The 20,010-nt window shown below is 65.3% G+C and carries 16 protein-coding genes and 1 pseudogene; 5 read left to right on the top strand and 12 right to left on the bottom strand.

Annotation, left to right across the window (positions count from 1 at the left end; translation table 11 throughout):
• From VK804_RS05580 to VK804_RS05550, 7 genes and pseudogenes are all read right to left on the bottom strand, one after another.
• A pseudogene (locus VK804_RS05580) lies at positions 1-799 on the bottom strand (hypothetical protein); the annotation flags it as partial.
• Positions 800-925: 126 nt separating this feature from the next.
• Positions 926-1,756 (bottom strand): CarD family transcriptional regulator, encoded by an 831-nt coding sequence (locus tag VK804_RS05575; RefSeq protein WP_414642722.1) that lies wholly within the window; start codon positions 1,754-1,756, stop codon positions 926-928.
• Positions 1,757-2,112: 356 nt separating this feature from the next.
• The gene (fdxA, locus tag VK804_RS05570) at positions 2,113-2,451 is read right to left on the bottom strand and encodes a ferredoxin FdxA (RefSeq protein ID WP_325368689.1); all 339 of its coding nucleotides are present in this window, start codon (positions 2,449-2,451) and stop codon (positions 2,113-2,115) included.
• Positions 2,452-2,584: 133 nt separating this feature from the next.
• The gene (locus VK804_RS05565; protein ID WP_325368687.1) at positions 2,585-2,854 is read right to left on the bottom strand and encodes an RNA-binding S4 domain-containing protein; all 270 of its coding nucleotides are present in this window, start codon (positions 2,852-2,854) and stop codon (positions 2,585-2,587) included.
• 160 nt (positions 2,855-3,014) lie between these two features.
• Positions 3,015-6,521, bottom strand: a complete 3,507-nt coding sequence (locus VK804_RS05560; RefSeq protein WP_325368685.1) for a helicase-related protein — start codon at positions 6,519-6,521, stop codon at positions 3,015-3,017.
• A gap of 459 nt (positions 6,522-6,980) precedes the next feature.
• A complete protein-coding gene (locus VK804_RS05555; protein ID WP_325368693.1) occupies positions 6,981-8,129 on the bottom strand; it encodes a DUF3095 domain-containing protein in 1,149 nt (382 codons plus the stop codon).
• Between the two features lie 112 nt (positions 8,130-8,241).
• The gene (locus tag VK804_RS05550; RefSeq protein ID WP_325368684.1) at positions 8,242-8,874 is read right to left on the bottom strand and encodes a TetR/AcrR family transcriptional regulator; all 633 of its coding nucleotides are present in this window, start codon (positions 8,872-8,874) and stop codon (positions 8,242-8,244) included.
• Between the two features lie 241 nt (positions 8,875-9,115).
• On the opposite strand from VK804_RS05550, the gene VK804_RS05545 reads away from it, so the two are divergent.
• The 5 genes from VK804_RS05545 to VK804_RS05520 all read left to right on the top strand — a co-directional run bounded on the left by VK804_RS05545 (position 9,116) and on the right by VK804_RS05520 (position 15,336).
• Complete coding sequence (locus tag VK804_RS05545; protein ID WP_325368682.1) at positions 9,116-9,613, top strand: (2Fe-2S)-binding protein; 498 nt, start codon at positions 9,116-9,118, stop codon at positions 9,611-9,613.
• Complete coding sequence (locus tag VK804_RS05540; RefSeq protein WP_325368680.1) at positions 9,610-10,668, top strand: xanthine dehydrogenase family protein subunit M; 1,059 nt, start codon at positions 9,610-9,612, stop codon at positions 10,666-10,668. Before VK804_RS05545 ends, VK804_RS05540 begins: the two co-directional genes overlap by 4 nt.
• Positions 10,661-12,928 (top strand): xanthine dehydrogenase family protein molybdopterin-binding subunit, encoded by a 2,268-nt coding sequence (locus VK804_RS05535; protein ID WP_325368678.1) that lies wholly within the window; start codon positions 10,661-10,663, stop codon positions 12,926-12,928. Before VK804_RS05540 ends, VK804_RS05535 begins: the two co-directional genes overlap by 8 nt.
• 328 nt (positions 12,929-13,256) lie before the next feature.
• Entirely contained in the window at positions 13,257-14,477 is a 1,221-nt protein-coding gene (locus VK804_RS05525) for an FAD-dependent oxidoreductase (protein WP_325368676.1), read from the top strand.
• 55 nt (positions 14,478-14,532) lie between these two features.
• A complete protein-coding gene (locus VK804_RS05520) occupies positions 14,533-15,336 on the top strand; it encodes an RMD1 family protein (RefSeq protein WP_325368674.1) in 804 nt (267 codons plus the stop codon).
• Between the two features lie 120 nt (positions 15,337-15,456).
• On the opposite strand, the gene VK804_RS05515 is transcribed toward VK804_RS05520, so the two are convergent.
• The 5 genes from VK804_RS05515 to VK804_RS05495 all read right to left on the bottom strand — a co-directional run bounded on the left by VK804_RS05515 (position 15,457) and on the right by VK804_RS05495 (position 19,961).
• Positions 15,457-17,097: a hypothetical protein gene (locus VK804_RS05515; RefSeq protein WP_325368672.1), complete on the bottom strand. Its 1,641-nt coding sequence runs from the start codon at positions 17,095-17,097 to the stop codon at positions 15,457-15,459.
• A 112-nt stretch (positions 17,098-17,209) separates the two neighbouring features.
• The gene (locus tag VK804_RS05510) at positions 17,210-17,413 is read right to left on the bottom strand and encodes a hypothetical protein (RefSeq protein WP_325368670.1); all 204 of its coding nucleotides are present in this window, start codon (positions 17,411-17,413) and stop codon (positions 17,210-17,212) included.
• Between the two features lie 206 nt (positions 17,414-17,619).
• Positions 17,620-18,354 carry an SDR family NAD(P)-dependent oxidoreductase gene (locus tag VK804_RS05505; protein ID WP_325368668.1) on the bottom strand — a complete coding sequence of 245 codons (735 nt, stop codon included), beginning with the start codon at positions 18,352-18,354 and terminating at the stop codon, positions 17,620-17,622.
• On the bottom strand, positions 18,347-19,729 hold the full coding sequence (locus VK804_RS05500) for a fatty acid--CoA ligase family protein (protein ID WP_325368666.1): 1,383 nt from the start codon (positions 19,727-19,729) through the stop codon (positions 18,347-18,349). The genes VK804_RS05505 and VK804_RS05500 overlap by 8 nt, the downstream gene beginning before the upstream one ends.
• Positions 19,716-19,961, bottom strand: coding sequence for an acyl carrier protein (locus tag VK804_RS05495; protein ID WP_325368664.1), 246 nt, complete (start codon positions 19,959-19,961; stop codon positions 19,716-19,718). The genes VK804_RS05500 and VK804_RS05495 overlap by 14 nt, the downstream gene beginning before the upstream one ends.
• Between the last annotated feature and the right edge of the window lie 49 nt (positions 19,962-20,010).

Raw genomic sequence — 20,010 nt, 5'->3', positions numbered from 1 at the left:
GCGCGGTGCCGGTATCGCAGGTATTTCCGGGCTTGCCGTTCCGGCTGAACTCTTCATCATCGAATCCATCGGATTTTCCGCGACCCCGACGCTGCGGAAAGGCCACGAGCCAACCCCGGCTGTTGAGAAAATCGGCGATTTCGAGCGAGGCCCAGCTTTGCCTGGCAAGCTCGGGCGTCGGAGTTCCGCCGGTCGAGCCATGATTGAACACCGCAAGCGGAAACGGCCCCGGCCCTGGAGGCTTGAAAATCACCGTCTCCAGCCGGACCGGATTGCCATCTTCGACCAAATCCGTTTGCAGCAATTCGGATGTACCGCGGGACCAGGCGACGACCGCACCGGGTTTGGTCAGCGAAGCCAGGTCCGTTCTGCTCATCGCCGCACGGGCGATCCGGCTGCCCTTGAAGAAGGCCTTCAACTGCCCTTCGTCATCCATCTCGTAGGTCGCGATGAACGCCGGTCTCGTCACGGTGAGCGTGCGCCCGGACACCACCGCGTCCAATCGCCACCAGCTCGCCGGCGCGCCGGTATAGGGATTGTCGGCCTCGGCATAAACAACGCCGGCTGCGCCATCCTCGCCGATGCGTTCGACCAGCAGGATATGCTTGAAGGCGCCATTCCATGCCCCGGTCCACACCCCGCTCCAGCGCCGCTGCAGGTCGGTGGCGGATTTCGCAACAGAGGCCACGCTGGCGTCCGCGGGAAGCGATACGCCATCAATGACGAGATCAGCGCCTCTCGCGGCCGGCGCTGCCATCATCAGCGTCAATTGGAAAGCGATGAGGAGATAGCGAAGCATCGACCCATCACTACATGGGCCACGTACAACTGGGAAGCCCGGCGCAATACCCGGTGAGCGACAGCCCAACAAAAAAGCCCGGTCCTGCGACCGGGCCTTGATTGTCTTTCCGACCTGTTGGCCGTCTTACGCCGCCTCGTCCGCGACCGCGGCATCGTCGCCTTCGGTGTCGGAATCCGCATCGGCTTCACCTTCGGCCTCGACTTCCGTCTCCGCCTTGGCGCCGCGGCGCGGGCTTTTGGCGAGCTGGCTTTCGATTTCCTTGACGGCTTCGGTTTCGGTCACGTGCTGCACGACGGCGATTTCACGCGACAGCCGGTCGAGCGCCGCTTCATAAAGCTGGCGTTCGCTGTAGGACTGTTCGGGCTGCGATTCCGAGCGATAGAGATCGCGCACCACTTCGGCGATCGCGACGATGTCTCCGGAATTGATCTTGGCTTCGTATTCCTGGGCCCGGCGCGACCACATCGTGCGCTTGACGCGGGCGCGGCCTTTCAGGGTTTCCAGCGCGCGCTTGACCAGCGCCGGCTCCGACAGCTTGCGCATGCCGACATTGGCGACCTTGGCGGTCGGCACCCGCAGCGTCATCTTGTCTTTCATGAAATTGATCACGAACAGCTCAAGCTTGGCGCCGGCGATCTCCTGGTCCTCGATGGCCAGGATTTGGCCCACGCCGTGGGCGGGATAGACCACGAATTCGTTGGTCTTGAAGCCCTGGCGCTGGGTCAGGACCTTCTTCGGCTCCTCGATACGCGGCGCGGCAGCCACGGGCTTGGCGGCCGGTTTGACGGCGGCGACCGGCTTGTGCGCGACAGGCTTGTGCGCAGGGGCCTTGGCGACGGTTTTCGGGGCAGTCTTGCTGACGGAAGTCTTGGCAGAAGTCTTGGGAGCGACCTTCGAGGCATTGGCCTTCGAACCCGTCGCTTTCGCGGCAGTTTTTGCAGTCTTGTTTGGCATTGCGCTTCTTTTGTTTTTCGAGGGTTTTGCAGCCGAGGCCTTGGTGGCGGCCCGGGCATCGCGGGCACGGCCCCTGGTTGCACCGCGGCTGGCCGCGGCAGCTTTCTTGGAGACCTTGGAAACACTCTTTTTACGCGTTTTCTGTGACACAGCCTGTGCGCGGAACTGCCACGCCCCTGTTCGATGGTTTTCACGGGAACCCATAGGGGCCCTGAGCGGGCTGACGGATTCGGCTAATAATGTGCCCAATATAGCACATTTTCCGCAAAAATCAATGATTTACGCCCTGTGGCGGGCGTTTGGGCGGGGTTTTGGCCACATACCGGGAACAGGGTTAAGTCGAAACCGGTTCCCGGTCAGTCGCCCTCGCCCGGCTTCGGAGAAAAATATTTCTCGAACTTGCCCTCCTCGCCCTCGAAATCCTTGGCGTCGGGCGGGGACTCTTTCTTCTGGGTGATATTCGGCCAGCTCTTGGCGTATTCAGTGTTCACCTCGAGCCACTTCTCCATGCCCGGTTCGGTGTCCGGCTTGATGGCGTCGGCCGGGCATTCAGGCTCGCATACGCCGCAATCGATGCATTCGTCGGGATGGATGACCAGCATGTTTTCGCCCTCGTAGAAGCAGTCCACCGGACAGACCTCGACGCAGTCGGTATATTTGCATTTGATGCAGGCTTCAGTGACGACGTAAGTCATCCAGAACTCCGAAACGGATCGATTTCGAGTGGTTTGCGTAGCGCAGGAACCCTCTAGCCGCAAGGGAAGCACGGCGCTCTTGGCAAGCGTTTTTGAGCGGTTATCTGCCGCCTGAAATGCAGCTTGCAGATAGTTATTCCCTCGGCCCCTGCAAATCGTCGTACAGCACGCGGGCAGCCGGCGCGTCGCCCCGCCGCTCGGAAAATCCCTTGATCCTGAGCACGCGGACGCTGCGATCGAGCCCGATCGTCAGCACGTCGCCGGCCTTCACGCTGTGACCGGGCGCGGTCTCGCGCACGCCGTTGATGCGGACATGGCCGGCCTCGACCAGGGCGGCGGCGCTGGTGCGCGCCTTCACCACGCGCGCGTGCCACAGCCATTTATCGAGACGCTGGCGTTCCAATCGACACCACAATCTCCGTCATCCTGAGGTGCTCGCCGCCTTCGGCGAGCCTCGAAGGATGACTATCCCCACGGTCCATCCTTCGAGGCGCGCAAGTCAGCGGCGCAATTGCGCCGCCGAGCGCACCTCAGGATGACGGTTCGCTCACAACCATACCAGTTCAGCCATCCTTGCGGCCGGCGGTGAGTTGCTCTTTCAGCGCCGCGAGTTTGGCAAAGGGCGAATTGGGATCGACCGGACGGTCGCGCTCGCGCGGCGCAGCGGTCGTGGCATATTGGCGGTGCGACGGCCCGCTCTCGCGGCCGCCCTTGTCGCGATCGCGGCCCTTGTCGCGGCCGCCATGGTCGCGGCCAGGCTTGTCGCGGTTGCCTCCGAACTTGTCGCCGTCGCGGCCCTTGTCGCGATCCTTGCCTTCAAAGCGCTCGCGGGAGGGGCGGCCCCGGTCCTCGCGCGGTTCACGAACCGGCGCGGCGTCGGCTGGCGCGCCCTCCGCGGGGACGGCTGCGACCGCGTCCGCCGGCGCGTCGGGACGGGGCTTTCTGAACTCGTTCTGACGCTCGCGCCGTCCGCGCCGGTGCCGTTCGGCCGCTGCGGGCGCGCCGCCTTCGCCTGACGCGGCGGCGGGTTCGGCGCCTTCGGCGGGACGCCCGTGGTGACGCTGACGGCTGCGATCGGGACGGGGCCGGCGTTCTTCCGAACGGCCGCCGGGGCGCCAGACTTCCACCATTTCGGGAACTGCCGGCGTCTCGGGCGCGGCGGCAGCCGCTTCTACCGGGGCGGCGTCGGAAGCAGCGGCCTCTGCTGGCACCGCTTCGGTCGCGGCGACTTCCACTGGCGCCGCATCGGTAGCCGCCTCGGTGGCGTCGACCGCTTCGATCTCCGCGGCTGCTTCAACTTCCGCCTGCGCCTCGGCCTCCACGGCTTCGACCGGGCTCATCGGCTCCGGTTGCGCCTCGATCGCCGCCGGCTCGCCTTGCGGTTCAACGGCGGTGGGCGCGGGTTCTGTTGCGACGGCCGCAGGCTCGCTCTCGGGCACGTCGACCGAGAACGCGATGTCCGGCAACAAGGTCGCCGACGGGGCTGCGCTGTCTTCGGTGGCCTGCGGCGCCTGGCCGGCCTGCGGCGCATCGGGGTTAGCGTCAGCGGCCACTGGTGTCTCCGAGGCCGGTGCCTCGGTCACCGCCGGCTTCGGCGGCAGCGGCGGGCGCTTTTCCATGCGGTAGCCGAGCGCGCGCAGCACCGAGGCGAAGTCCTCGCCGGCCGATCCCGTCAGCGAGGTCATCGCCTGCGTCACCACGAAGCCGCGGCCGTCGAACGCGCCGGCGGGCTTTGCACCGGGCGAGGTTTCGCGCCACGCCAGCGCGGGGCGAATGAGATCGGCCAGCCGCTCCAATATGTCGACCCGCACCGCGCGCTCGCCGCATTGCCGGTAGCCCAGCACGCGATAGGCATCGCGCGGCAGCGTCTTGTCGACCGGAAACGAGGTGCGCCCCGATCCCGCCAGATGCTGCGCGCCCGATAGCGCCGACATGTCGACATTGTCGTGCTTTTCGGCCCACAGCAGCGAGGCCAGCGACCGCGCCGCGGGTTTCAACAGCGCCGGGAAATAAATGTGATAGGCCCCGAAGCGCACGCCGTATTTGCGCAACGACGCCCGCGACGGCTGGTCGAGATCCTTCATCTCGGCCGAAATCTTCGAGCGCTCCAGCACGCCGAGCGACTCGATCAGCTGGAACGCGATGCCGCGCGCGATTCCTGTGATGTCTTCGGCCTTGTGGAGGTCGAACAAGGGCAGAAGCAGCTTTTCGATATGCGTCTTCAGCCACAGCTCGAGCCGGGTTTGCACGGCTTCGCGCGGCGCGCCGGAGAGCCGATCGTCGGAAATGATGCGCAGCCGCGGATGCAGGCTGTCGTCGGCCGCGACCAGTTTGGCTACCGCATCGCCGGTCCAGCGGATGGTGCCGTCTGACGTCAGCACGAACGCATCGTCGGGGGCGGCGCTAAGCTTCTCGGCGCGCGCGTCGATCTCGCCGGCCAGCGCTTTGAGCGCGGTCGCCTGCAGCGCCTTGGCGTCGGAGCCCGCTTCAGCGGCGTCTGGCGCAAAGGTAAATCCGTCGAGCCGGCCGATCACATGGCCCTCGACGGTGACTTCGCCGGTCTTGCCGATTTCGGTATTCAAAACGCTGTTCTCCCGCAGGCGGCGCATCAATACACTGGTACGGCGGTCAACGAAACGCTCCGTGAGCCGTTCGTGCAGTGCATCGGACAATTTATTTTCAACTTCCCGGGCAATTTGCTGCCAATGGTCGGGATCGGCCAGCCAGTCCGGCCGGTTGGCCACGAAGGTCCAGGTGCGGATTTGCGCGATCCGGCCCGATAGCGTGTCGATATCGCCGTCGGCGCGGTCGGCCTGGTCGACCTGGGCGGCAAACCAGGCGTCGGGGATGCGGCCTTTCTTCATCAGGAATTCAAACAAAGTGGTGACCAGCTCGGCGTGGGCGGCGGGCGCGATTTTGCGGTAATCCGGGATCTGGCAGGCGTCCCACAGCCGTTCCACGGCGCTGGCACCATGCGCCATGTCGCGCACGTCGGCGTCGCGCGCGGCGTGATCGAGCACGCGCAAATCCTCCGCGATCGGCGCGCGGGTCAAGGCGTCATGGCTGGGCGTCAGCGCCAGCGACACCTGAAGTGCGCCGAGCGAGGAAAAATCCAGCTTCGAGTTGCGCCATTGCAGGACTTTGACGCTGTCGAAGGTGTGGTTCTGCAGCGCGTTCACCAGCTCCGGCTCGAACGGCGCGCAACGGCCGGTGGTGCCGAAAGTGCCGTCGCGCGTGGCGCGGCCGGCGCGCCCTGCGATCTGCGCGAATTCCGACGGATTCAGCCGGCGGAATTGATAGCCGTCATATTTGCGGTCGGAGGCAAAGGCGACGTGGTCGACGTCGAGATTGAGCCCCATGCCGATGGCGTCGGTGGCGACGAGGTAATCGACGTCGCCGTTCTGGAACATCGCCACTTGCGCGTTGCGCGTGCGGGGCGAGAGCGAGCCCAGCACCACGGCGGCGCCGCCATGCTGGCGGCGGATCAGCTCCGCGATCGCATAGACCTCGTCGGCCGAAAACGCCACGATCGCGGTGCGGCGCGGTTGGCGGGTGATCTTGCGGTCGCCGGCGAATTCGAGCTGCGACAGCCGCGGCCGGGTGACGATGGAAGCGCCGGGCAGCAGCCGCTCGATGATCGGGCGCATGGTGGCAGCACCCAGCAGCAGCGTCTCGTCGCGGCCGCGGCGGTTGAGGATGCGGTCGGTGAAGACGTGGCCGCGTTCGAGGTCGGCGGCGATCTGGATTTCGTCGACGGCGAGGAACGAGACGTCGAGGTCGCGCGGCATCGCTTCGACGGTGGAGACCCAGAACCTTGGATTCCTCGGCTTGATCTTTTCTTCGCCGGTGATCAGCGCGACCGAATCCGCACCCGCGCGATCGGCGATCTTGTTGTAGACCTCGCGCGCGAGCAGCCGCAGCGGCAGGCCGATCAGGCCGGAGGAATGCGCCAGCATCCGCTCGATGGCGAGATGGGTCTTGCCGGTATTGGTCGGCCCAAGCACGGCGGTGACGCCAGAGCCTGGCGCGCGTTCGTGAGGAGATGCAAAGGACGATGACGAAAAGGCCATTTTTATTGAGTTTCTGCGGTCGCCATGAGGGAGGGGAGTGTTTCACAATGCGACGCATGGGGGTCGCGGCTTAAGCTCTGGAACGAGTCCGGAACGAATCGCGCCCGAATCGGTGACTGCTATGCTCTCCGGCTTCGTTCACCGCAATATCTCGCGTGGAGCGCCGAACGGCATCACTAGATCAAGTTTGACGCATCGCGACAAGCCAGCGTTTGGCGGCGGAATCCTTAACGTGAGAGGCGGTGCGGAGTCGAATCAGAAGCGGGGAAGAGTCAAGCGGGATTCGGCTGTTCGAAGCGATGGACCCTTCCCCCTCGCCCCGCTCTTCGCGGGGAGAGGGGCTGCCTCCACGAATACCGAATGCGCGGTGAGTCCCCCTCACCCGAAATTCGCTACCGCGAATTTCGACCTCTCCCCGCAAGCGGGGCGAGGTGAAATTGGAGCCCTGCACCGATTAGCTCACGCCGCCGTCGCCTTCAGCGCGGTCGCGGCCGAGGCGTAGCCGCCGCGGGCGCCGTCGATGAAATGCACGTGGTCGCTGCGCAGCGCCGACGGCGTGAAGCAGGTCATCATCGCTGCGTCCTGCCGATGCAGGCCATAGCGCACGATGCCGTCGGACGCAGCCTTTTCGAGGCGCTGCGTCAACGCGCGCTCCAACTCGCTCGAGCAGTCGAGGATCATGCGCAGGCCGTCGTCATATTTGCGGAAGTCGGAATTCTCGACGACCTGCTGCACATAGGTCTTCGGCACGAAGCCGCCGACCTTGATGCCGAAGCGCATCACGACATAGGCAAACAGGGTGTGGGCGAGCACGCCGGCCCGCCGCTTCAACAGCGATCCGCCGCGCTGCGCGCGCGCCTCGTAGTCGACGCCGGCCGGCGGCCATTTCAGCGGTGGCCCGCCGGGCGGCACCGGCCGCCCCGCATCCGGACTGCGCTCGACCAGTGCGATGACGTCTTCGATCACCCTGCGAAAGGCGTCGGTGCTGGCGCCACGCGCGGGCACCACCAGCACCGCCAGGATGAGACCGCGCACGGATGGGATTTCCTCGAACCGGCACGACAAGCCGGTGAGGTCCGGCTGCGTCCCGGGCGGGGCGACTGCGACCGCAAACTCGCCGCGCTTCATTGCAGCTTCGGCCCAACCGAGGCCGCCGCCGGAAAACATCGCATAGGACAAATTCGCCGACGGCCCGAACCGGGCGACGCGGACATCGAGGCCCTGCGCGCGGATCGCCGCGACCGGCACCAGCGCCACTCGCATCGCGAGATCGAGATCCTCCTTGACCCAGGCCGCCGTCGCCGCCAGCGCGTCGCGGGCGCGGTCGAGATCGCCGGGCGCGACCGCAAAACTGGCGCCGTCGCCGCCGAACACGAACGGAAACTCGCGGCCGTCGAACGCATTGGTCACCGCCGCGATCACCGAGGCCCCGGCCATGTTGACCGCCTTGTAGCGCGCTTCCGCGATCGCCTTGGTCGATTCCACGATATCGGCGACGCCGATCGACCAGTCGTCCGGCAACGGCGCATACAGCGCCGGGTCCATCAGGCTCGTGAAGCCGCGGAACACCGGGATGGTGCCGTAGAAGCCGTCGCTACCGCCTGACATGGTCATGGGTACGAGATGATCCGGATTGGTGGAATGGTCAAACAGATACGGGGTAGGTGATATCGGGGTTCACGTGACGCGATCTCGCCTCCCTATCGCCATTACCTGATCTTTACTTGCGGTTCTTCTGCGAACCACGCCGCGCTGGCTTTCCCTTCGCGCTCCCGCTTCGCACACGAAGTCCATCGACAAGGACATCAAGCAGCCGCACCACGCTCTTCTGCCAGCCGGGCTGGTCGTGCAAGTAGCACATGCCGACCAGGGCCCGCAGCAGGTCTTCCGGGCTGATGTCGGCGCGGATCTCGCCGGCGGCGATGGCGCGGTCCAGCAACGCGCCGACGGCCTTGGTCAAACGGTCGAACGAGAAAGCGGTCAGTTCCGACGTGCTTTGCACCGCGAGCGCCAGCGCCGCCGACATGCCTTTCTTGGTGGCGACGAACTCGACATTGGATCGCAGCCAGCGGCGCAAGGCATCGACCGGGTCGGCCTCGCTCTTCAACGCTTCGGCCAATTCGCCGAGTTGCTGCACCTCGCGCCGATAGACCGCCTCGAACAGGGCCTCGCGCGTCGGGAAGTGGCGATAGAGCGTGCCGATGCCGACGCCTGCCCGTTTCGCCACCGCCTCCAGACTCGCCTCGGGACCGCCCGCGCTGAACACGGTCTTCGCAGCCTCCAGAACCCGCTCGCGATTGCGGATCGCGTCGGCGCGCGGCTTTCGAACCATTGCTGCGGAGGGGGCTGCCATCTCACTTCGTCTTGATCACAATCTTATTACCTCTGGCCGGATCGTGGTCTCATCTCGTTGTTGGAGCATGATCTTTTCAGGAAATCCGCTCCCCTTTCCCTGCATCATATGGTGGTCGTCCCCTCACTTGAAAACGGAGGGTGCCTCCGTATATGCGTCCGAGTGTCTAGCCGCGACACGTCCGCCGATCCGCTTCGCCGGCGGCATTGATGTTCGACCATAGCATTGATCGGAGCCCTGCATGAACCTCTCCATCAGCCTTACCGTGAATGGTGCGCGGCGGGACGTCGCGTTATCGGACCCGCGCGTCACGCTGCTCGATCTGCTGCGCGAGCATCTCGATCTGACCGGCACCAAGAAGGGATGCGACCGCGGCCAATGCGGCGCCTGCACGGTGCTGGTCGACGGCCGGCGGATCAATTCGTGCCTCGCCTTGGCGGTCAGCCATGACGGCGCCGATATCCTCACCATCGAAGGCATCGCGCGCGGTGACCAGCTGCATCCGGTGCAGGCCGCCTTCATCGCCCATGACGGCTTCCAGTGCGGCTTCTGCACGCCCGGCCAGATCATGAGCGCGATCGGACTGATCGACGAAGCGCAAGCCGGCGACGACCCCGAACGCGTTCGCGAATGCATGAGCGGAAACCTCTGCCGATGCGGCGCCTATGCCGGAATCACCGAAGCGGTGCTCGAGGCGCAGCAAACTCTCGCGACAGTCAACCAGAGGCGCTCCGCATGAAAAATTTCGAATATGTCAGGCCGACGACTGTCCCGGAGGCCATCGCCGCCGCGGCAAAGCCGGGTGCCGTCTATCTCGCATCGGGCACCAACCTGCTCGACCTGATGAAGGGCGGCATCACCCGTCCGGACCGTCTGGTCGACGTCACGCGGCTGCCCGGGCTCGACCGCATCGAGCATCTCCCCGACGGCAGCCTCCGGATCGGCGCGCTGGTTCGCAATGCCGATCTCGCGCACGATTCCGGCTTTGCCAGATCCTATCCCGCGGTGGCCGAAGCGCTGTTGTCGGGAGCATCGGCGCAGCTCCGCAATGCCGCGACCGTCGGCGGCAATCTCCTGCAACGGACGCGCTGCGGGTATTTTTACGACACCGCCAGCGCCTGCAACAAGCGCGCGCCGGGCACCGGTTGCGACGCCCGAGGCGGCGAGAACCGGTTGCACGCCGTGCTCGGCTGGAGCGAGGCTTGCATCGCCACGCATCCCTCGGATTTCTGTGTGCCGCTGGTCGCGCTCGACGCCGTCGTCGAAATCGAAGGCCGAGGCGGCCGGCGCGAAATAGCGCTGGAGGCGTTTTACCGCCTGCCCGGCGATACGCCGGAACGGGAAAACCTGCTTGAGCCCGGCGATCTCATCGTCGCATTACGATTGCCGGCCGAGGCTCGCACGTTCGCCGCGCACGCCCGCTATCTGAAAGTGCGCGAACGTACCTCCTACGCCTTCGCCGTCGTGTCAGCGGCCGCCGCGCTGCGTGTCGAAGCCGGCAAGATTCGGCAAGCGCGGCTCGCGCTCGGTGGCGTCGCTGCCAAACCATGGCGGGCGCGCGCGGCGGAAGAGACGCTGGCAGGCGCCGATCCCACTCCCGCCGCCTTCCGGCGCGCTGCGGAAGCAGCACTCGCCGACGCAAAGCCTTCCGGCGACAATCTTTTCAAGATCGAACTCGCCAGGCGCATCATCGTGCGGGCGTTCACGCTTGCCGCCGCGGGAACGCCCGCGCGCATTGCCGCCCTTCCCGCCTCGCCTTTCGCATCCGTTTCCGGAGCCTTGCAAGATGCCTGAGATCAGACTTGCCGAAACGCCCGCCCATGCGCGGCACGGGTCGAACATTGGACAGCCGCTGACCCGCCGCGATGGCGTCCTCAAGGTCAAGGGCGAAGCCCGCTACGCCGCGGACAACCATCCGCCGGGCATGCTGCATGCCGTTCTCGCGGTCTCCGGCATCGCGCGCGGCCGCGTGACATTCCTCGACGTGCAGGCGGCGAAGAACCACCCTGGTGTGGTGGAGGTCATGACGACAGCCAACCGGCCGCCGCTCGCGGAAGACCCCGACGCCAAGACCAATCCCTTCATGTTCCGGATGGAGCTGTTGCAGAACGACCGGGTGCGCTACGCCAACCAGCCGATCGCGGTCGTCATCGCCGAGACGCTGGAGGCTGCGACCGAAGGCGTGGCGCTGCTCGCGCCACGCTACGACGCGTTGCCGGCCCGCGTCGGGCTTGATGGCGGGGAAGCTTTCGTGCCGCCCGCGGTCGGCGTCGGCAATCCGGCCGAGATGCGGCGGGGCGATGTGGAAGCGGGTCTGGCGGCGGCCTCGAAGCGGATCGATGCGACCTATGAAACGCCCACCCAGTACCATAACGCCATGGAGCCGCACGCCATCGTCGCTTCATGGGACGGCGATCGGCTGTCTATCGATACGCCGAGCCAGGGCCTCGCCATGGGCCAGATGCGACTTGCGGGACTGTTCGGCATCCCGCCGGAAAACATCCACATTCGCAGCCCGTTCCTCGGCGGCGGTTTCGGGTCCAAGGGATTGATGTCCGGGCCGCAGGTGCTCGGCGTGCTGGCGGCGCGGCTGGTCGGCCGGCCGGTGAAACTCGTGCTGCGGCGTGAGCACATGTATGGGCCGGTCGGCCACCGCTCGCCCTCCCGTCAGCGGCTTCGCATCGGCGTCGATAGCGAGGGACAGCTGACCGCGCTCGATCATCACGCCAGGATCGCGACCAGCACCTTCGATGAGTTCTTCGAGCCGGCCGCCGACGCCTCGCATACGCTCTACGCGAGCCCGGCGATTGCCACCTCGCACGAGGCGGTCCGGATCGACACCGGCACGCCGTTGTTCATGCGGGCGCCGGGCGAAGCCACCGGATCGATTGCGCTGGAGAGCGCGATCGACGAAGCGGCATGGGCCTGCGAAATGGATCCGCTCGCCTTCCGCATCAGTAACTATGCCGAAGTCGAGCCGATTTCCGGCAAGCCGTTCTCCTCGAAGGCGCTGCGCCAGTGCTACGCGCGAGGCGCCGAGCGCTTTGGCTGGGCCAAGCGCCCGCTCGCACCGCGACAAATGCGCGACGAGGCAGGCCTGCTGGTCGGCTGGGGCATCGGCACCGCGACCTTTCCGGCGCTGATGTTCGCCGCCGAGGCGCGCGCGGTGGTGCGCGGCGACGGCTCCGGGGTAATGGAAACCGGCGCCCACGACATGGGCCAGGGCGCCTGGACCGCGCTCGCCCAGATCGCGGCCGACGGCCTCGGGCTCGATCTCGAACAGGTCGAGTTCAAGGCCGGCACCTCCGACCTGCCGGACGCCGGCATCGCCGGCGGCTCGGCGCACACCGCGACCGCCGGGATGGCAATTCACAATGTGGGCGCGGCGGTGATCGCCAAACTCGCCGATCTCGCCACCGGCGACGAGCGCTCGCCATTATTCGGCGCGGGCAATGCCGGCGTGGTCGCGCGCGGCGGCCGCCTGTTCCGCCGCGACGACGAAACACGCAGCGAGAGCTACGCCGATATCCTCAAGCGCGCTCGCCTTGCGCAGATCGAAGCCCGCGGCAAAAGCGCCATCGATCCGGCGGCGCAGGCCAACTACGCCATGCATGCGCATGGCGCCGTGTTCGCCGAGGTCAAGGTCGATCCCGATCTGGGTCAAGTCCGCGTCACCCGCATGGTCGGCGCGTTCGCGGCGGGACGGATCATCAATCCCCGCATGGTGCAGAGCCAGATCTATGGCGGCATGATCTGGGGCATGTCCTTTGCGCTGCACGAACAGGCCGTCATCGACCGGCGCTCGGGGCGGATCATCAACGCCAATTTCGCCGAATACCACGTCCCGGTGAATGCCGACGTGCCGCGGCTCGAGGCGCTGATGATCGAGGAGCACGATCCCCATGTGAACGCGCTCGGTATCAAGGGCGTCGGCGAAATCGGCATCACCGGCTCGGCCGGCGCCATCGCCAATGCGGTCTGGCACGCCACCGGCATCCGGGTGCGTCGTTTTCCCATCGGGATCGACGATCTGGTGGCGGCGGGTTCAAACTAGAGCATGATCCGGAAAAGTGGGAACCGGTTTTCCGAAAAGATCATGCTCAAACAAAAAGATAGAGCGGGATGACGATTCGAAGAAAAGTCATCCCGGTCTAGGGCGTGGACTCATTAGCGCTCAGCCAAATGCGGATTGATGCGAACTTGATGAACGCCAGACAGTCAGCTGAGAGTTTATCGTATCGGGTCGCGACATGCCGACATTTGTGGAAGCAACGCACTGAGGAGAACCGAACACAACCGATTGCCGTGTGCATCTGGTAGGATCATTATTGTGCGGCAGTTCGTGTATTGATGGCCTTGGCGTCATCGTTTCGGTACCTGGCATGGCTGAAGCTTACGATGTGATCACGGTCGGTGGTGGACTCGCCGGCGCTGCGCTTGCGAAACGGCTGGCCGAGAACGGAATGCGTGTCCTGGTCCTTGAGCGCGAGGTCGCGTTCCGCGACCGCGTGCGCGGCGAGCAGATGCATTGTTGGGGCGTCGCCGAAGCGCGGACGCTCGGGCTTTACGAGCTGTTGCTGGAGACCTGCGGCCACGAAGTCCGATACTGGTCCGACCAGCTCGTAGGCTTCTCGGAATTTGGACGGCGGGATCTCGTAACGACCTCACCGCATCGCGCGGGATCGCTCAACTTTTATCACCCGGACATGCAGTCGGTGGTGATCGGCGCGGCCGCCGCCGCTGGGGCGACGGTACGGCGAGGCGCGCGTGCCGTCGAGTTGGTTTCGGAGGGGCTGCCTGGAGTTCGCGTTCATGAGGACGGAAACGGCGAGAGGGTTTATCGCGCTCGTCTCGTCGTGGGAGCCGACGGCCGCAATTCCCTATGTCGTCGGTGGGGCGGCTTCCACGTCGAGCGTGATCCCGAAGGGATGGTGATCGCTGGAGTTTTGATGGAGGGCCTTGCGGCTCCGGGGGACCGGATGAGCGCTTCTTTAAATCCGCGCCTGGGCATGCTCTCTTTGACGGTTCCGCTCGGCGCAGGTCGCTTCCGGGCCTACGTCTCCATTCACAAGGATGCCAGAGATTCGACCGCAGTTCCTTTGAGCGGTGAGGCACATTTTCCTTCCTTTGTGACCGCCAGCATCGCGGCTGGCGCTCCGGCAAAGTGGTACGAAGGCGCACGCGCAGCTGGGCCCCTCGCTTCTTACGATGCAACGGATACCTGGGTGAGCCACCCGCACCGGGCTGGCCTGGTCCTGATCGGCGACGCCGCAGCGTCGAATGACCCATCGTTCGGCTGCGGATTGTCATTGACGCTGCGTGACGTCCGGGTACTCGCCGACAAGCTCCTCGCATCCGACGACTGGTCCGAGGCGATGGATGGCTATGCTGAGGAGCACGATCGCCATTATGGCGTGATTCATCGCCTGACGGGCTGGGCAAGGGCACTCTTTTACCATCCCGGTCTTGTCGCCGCTGCGGCGCGGGAATCCGCGCTCACACGACTTATTGCGGACCGAACCCGCGCCCTCGATATCGTTGGCGTCGGCCCAGACTCTCCTTGCGACGAGGCTACTCGCCGCCGCTTCTTCGGAGGGGATTGAGTAAATCGCCGCGGGGGTCATCGAAAATCCCTTGTCCGCTTGCTAAGTGTGGGGGATGCCGGATTCAAATCCAACGGCCCTGCAACTGACCGCGCACGCGCTCCTGATCGGCGACCGCATCAATACGGCCGGCTTTGAGGGCCAGGTGCTGTCGAGCGCGCCGATGGCGGTGCGGGTCGGCGACAACGGGCTGGCCGTGCTGTTCCGCTATGGCGTTGCGGTGTTCATCGGTCTTTCGGCTGCGCAGGAGGCGGACTTTCTCGAACGCCTGCAAACCCGGACCTTTGGCAACATCACCCCGCCCGAGGAGGAGACGGCGAAGATCCAGGTTGCCAAGGAGGCCGAGGAACCGATCCCGGTCGGCGGACCCATCCAGGTCAGGGAATTCTCGCTGGAACGGCTGCTGGTGGTGGCCGACGCGCTCGCCAAGAGCGTCGTGCTCGGACGCGACGAACGGCAGGTCGCCAACGTCTTCGACACCATCGAGCCGTTTGCCCGCGAGCTCGGACGTTTCGGCAAGACCTCGCGAAACCGCACCGACCTGCTCAAGCTGCTGGGCAATTCGCTGCTGGTCCAGCATCGCCTGTCCGGCCGCGTCGCGGTCGGCGAGAAGCCGGACGTGCTGTGGGACCGGCCCGACCTCGAACGGCTCTATGCGCGGCTGGAAGACGAATACGAACTCAGCGAGCGGGTCGAGACCTTGAACCGCAAGCTCGCGGTGATTGCCGACACCGCGACCACGCTTTCCGACATCATCGACACCAAGCGCTCGCTGCGGCTGGAGATCATCGTGGTGATCTTGATCGCGTTCGAGATCGTCGTCACGTTCTATGAGATCTATGCGCGCAAGGGATATTGAGCCCGGCAAGCGTCGAGACCAGACCCGTCATGGCCGGGCTTGTCCCGGCCATCCACGTCTTTCCTGCTTAGGTGAGACAAAGACATGGATGCCCGGGACAGGCCCGGGCATGAGGAGACACTAAACCCGCCTCAGCTCCGTCGTCCGGAACGGCTCCAGCGTGTCGATCACGTCGGGCGCTTGCTTATGATAGTTGAAGCGGAAGTAGCGGATGGTGATGGCGTCACGCGTGAAGTCGGCGATGATGAAGCCGTTTTCCTCGAGCGGTTTCAGGCTCTCTTCCACCTGCAGGTGGTTCGGCACCGAGGCGCCGATGCCGCGGAAGGCCGACGGCCAGCCGCGATCGCCGGTGCCGAGCGGACCCGACAGGATCACCTCGATCGGATTTTTGGAGAAATCCAGCGCGCCGCTGCGCATCATGCGGCCTTCGGCTATGGCGTGGAGGTCGCCGCTGATGACCAGCGGAATCCGGCCCGGCATCGCGGCCACCGCCTGCATCAACCGGTCGTGCTGCTTGAGCCAGCCGGTCTGCCAATAGGGCTTTGCAATCTCGGTGGTCAGCTTGCCGTCCTTGCCCAGCATGTCCGGATACCATTCGCCCCATTTGCCCGCGCTCCATCCCGGCGGATTGGAGGGGATGTTGACGACGTGGGTCACCTCACGGTCAGCCATCCGCGCTTTCAGCCAGCTCTCCACCGTGCCGTCGACAAACACCGCGCTCGGCCCGTTCAGGGTCTGCGAACGGCGGATGTCGTACAAGAGGACTTCCGCGAGCTTGCCGTAGCGCAAGGTGCCGAACGCTTCGGCGACGCCGGGCGGGCGGTCCGGCGCCGAGGCGCCGGGAAGTCCGAGCGGGCGATTTTCGTCGGGCAGGTATTCCGGATAATACAGCTGCCGCGTGGCGCGGGCCAGTTCCAGCATGAAATGATCGGGCGGAAAGGTGATGATGTCGTCGGTCGCCTCGTCATTGTCGAAATAGTCGTGATCGTCCTGCATGAAGAACACCGGTGTCGAGCGCAACAGCGCACCGTATTGCGGGATGATCTGCGGAGCGGTGGCGCGGCGGAACACCGCCTCGTTTGGCGTGCCGAACACCGGCTGCGCGCGATCGAAGATGCCGGCAATCGCCTCGCCCTGCGGCGAGGCTCCGCTGCCCTTCGACGCCTGCGGCGCGCGCAAGTCCCAATAGATCTGGTCGCCATTGGCGATCAGCGCATCCGGGTTGAAGGACAGCCCGCGCGCCAAGAGCTTGCGACGCAGCGCCGACGGCAGCCAGTTGATCTTGCCGGCCGGCAAACCCTCATTCAACGCGTCATGCCCGCCGCCGCAGGTGTAGATCATCAGCCGCAGTTGCTCAGGCGTTGCGTCCGGCGCCGGAAAGGTCGACAGCGACCACGGCTCGCACAGCGCGCGACCGCCGGCGCCGCTCAAAGCGAGCTTGTATGGCGTGGCGGGCTTGAGCCCGGTCACGTCGAATTGCCAGAATTCGCCGCCGGCTGAGTTCATCTGCCCGCGCACGCGATTGGACCCGACCTCGAGCTCGGGGGCTGTGAGCTGCGGGGCATCGAACGAGGCCTTGATCAGGAAGCGGTCGTGGCTGACCGTCGGCAGCAAATGTTTTAGCTGCCCCTGATCCCAATTGCCGTCATTCGCTTTCGGCGCTTCGGCGGCGGATGCCGGTCCGCCGATGCCGGAACTAATCAGGCGCGGCAGCGCCGCCGCGGCCGTTGCGCCAAGTACAAAATCCCGTCGCGTTGCCATCGCAAAACCTCCCATTGCGGTCTTGAGCCGCCATGGGCAGCGATACTGCGCTCAATAAAATCAGGGAACAAGATCGTCGCGGATCGGTTGGCCGCCTCACGGCAGCGGCACGCTATTGCAGCGGATGCACGGCGTGGTGCTTTCCCGCATCGGGATCGCGGCAGCCGGTCAACCGCACGAATTTTTGAAGATGCATCTCGTGGCCGTGGCAATCGCCGGCGTCTTGCTGTGACATCGGAATGCTGCCGCCATCGGCGTTCGCATCCATCGCGTGGTGACGTTCGGTTGAGGCCGGGCGCATATCGGAACGAATCATGGCTTGCTCCCTCGCTTGGGAAGTTGACTGACGCGACAGAACCGATCAATCGAACAAACCCAGAGGACTTGATTGACCCGGACAAATCGCGCCGGATCATTTTTGGAGCCACCAGCAGAACGTTCTGATTGATGGCACAAAGTTGGGCGTTTGTCTGCACCTTGTGGGGCGTAGAACACGTCAGGCTGACTTACGTGTCGGCTGATCTACGCGGTATTGCCGGCGTCGATGGTCATGACGCTGCCGGTGATATTGCGACCGCCCTCGCCGAGCAGATATTCGACCATGCGGGCGACGTCATCGGTCTGCGGCAATCGGCGTAGCGCGCTGCGGCCGGCGATGCGCTTGCGCTGATCTTCCGAAAGCGTTTGCGTCAGTTCGGTGTCGATAAAACCCGGCGCAATCGCGTTCACGGTGATGCCGAGCTTGCCGACCTCGCGCGCCAGCGATCGGGTAAAACCCGTCGCGGCCGCCTTGGTCGCGCCATAGACCGACAGGCCGTTATAGCCTGTGGTGGCGATGATCGAGGACATGTTGATGATGCGGCCCTCGCCGTCGGCCATCATGTGTCGCGCGACGTATTTGGTCAGGATGATCGGCGAGGTGACGTTGAGGCGCACCAGCGCTTCGATCTCGGTGTTGTGCTGGGTGGCGAGCAGGCCCTCGGTGCCGATGCCGGCATTGTTGACGAGGCCGTAGATCGCGCCGAATTCGTCGCGCACGCCCTTCACGAAAGCCGGGATGGCGTCGATCTCGCTAAGATCGAAGGCGCGGAAATGCAGGCCGCCCCTGCCCTGTTTCACGACGTCGCCGATCGCCTGGCGCAATTCGTCGCTCTCGCGCCGCGCCACCGCGATCACGTTGTAGCCGGCGGTAGCCAGCCTGCGCGCGATGGCAAGCCCGATGCCGCGGCTTCCCCCGGTCACCACGACATTATGCATCTGATCGCGCCAACTTTCCGGCCGCCGTGATGTCGAGAGCCTCGACGAATTTGATCGTGGCCGGCACCTTGTGCGGCGGCAACGATGCGCGGCAATCGGCCAGGATAGCTTCGCGGATTTCGCCGCCGCGGCTCGCGTCGCAGCCATCGGCGAGAATGATATCGGCGACCACGATCGAGCCGGTGATCGGGCTCTTGCGGGAGCGGGCGCGCGACATCCGCACGTCGGGATGGCGGTTGATGACGGCCTCGATTTCCTCAGGATGAACCTTCAGGCCGCCGATGTTGATGATGCCGCCGCGCCGGCCGACGAAGTGATAGCGGTCGCCGCGTAGCTCGACCATGTCGCCGGTGTCGACGAACCCGTCCGCGTCGGCGAGCTGAGCCGCGCCAAGGCCGACATAGGCATGCGCGGTCCGCGTCGAGCGGATCCGCAGCGAGCCGTCCTCGACTTTCATCTCGACGCTGTCGCGCGTCCCGAGCAGCGAAGCGGGAAAGCCTTCGCGACCGTCATTGACGGCAAAGCCGACGCCGGCCTCCGTCGAGGCATAGGCGTGGCCGATCGAGGCATCCGGAAATGCGCGGCGCAGGCCGTCGAGCACGGCCTGGTCGGCGATTTCGCCTGACAGCCGGACATAACGCGGGGAAAAGCCCGAGGCCGATCCGCTCATCAGCAGCTTGCGCCAATGCGATGGCGTGCCGGAGATGTGGGTGACGCCGCGAGCGTGGAGACGCGCGACATGATCGGCGAGCGCCTCGCCCGGCTCCGTCAGCACCATCGAGCCGCCGCTGAGAATGGCGCGCAGCCAGATCTGCAGGCCGCCATAGCGGCGGATGTCATAGAAGGTCGCCCACACCGGCGGAGCGCCGCGGGCCGGACCGTCGGCGACGATCGCGCCGGTCAACGCCTCGAGGCTGTGGCCGACGATCTTCGGTACGCCCGAGGTGCCCGAGGTCAGCATCAGCCATTCGGTGGCGCGCTCGCTCTTCGCCTTTCTGATCGTCCGTTCCGGCACCCGCGCCGCCAGCACCAGGTAGATGTCGGCATCCGCCCAGCGCGAGGGATGGTCGGTCACGATCGCATCGATCCCGGCATCCTCGATCAGCGCGTTGACGTGCTCGGCATTGAGATCGGGCGGGCACAGCAGCATTCGTCGCGCCACGCCGTCGAGCTCCGTCATCGCGATCGCCGATATCAGCTGATCGGAAACCGCCAGCAGCACCGATCGCCGCGACAGCTCGCCGAGCCGGTCGGCCAGGCAGGTTTGCCCAAGACTATCGGTCAGCGACACGAGCCGCCGCGCATCCGAAATGGTGCGGCCCTTCAGCTCCGGACCGAGATAATCCCGGAGCGTGAAGATTTCACGCGGGGACATTTTCGTAGGCCCGGACGAAGTCGCCCACCGTGAGCGGAAACGCCGCGTCCTCCGATATGGTAAACGGATCGATGCCGAGATCGTCCTCGAGCCGCGCCACCAGGATCGCAAAGCCGAGCGAATCGAATCCGGTCTCGTGCAGGGACAGATCGTCGTCGAGCGGCGGCAACGTCACCTGCTGCTCGACCGCGACCCGCTGCATCGCTGAAATAATCCTTAACCTTACCGACATGGTGGTGGCGCCTTCTCGTTGAAACTGAGCCGCCATGATAGAGCGCAAA

This window comes from Bradyrhizobium sp. (assembly GCF_035484855.1).
In the GTDB taxonomy this organism is placed as follows: Bacteria; Pseudomonadota; Alphaproteobacteria; order Rhizobiales; family Xanthobacteraceae; genus Bradyrhizobium.
The sequence above is the reverse complement of the archived record's forward strand: the minus strand, read 5'-3'. Positions and strand labels throughout refer to the sequence as shown.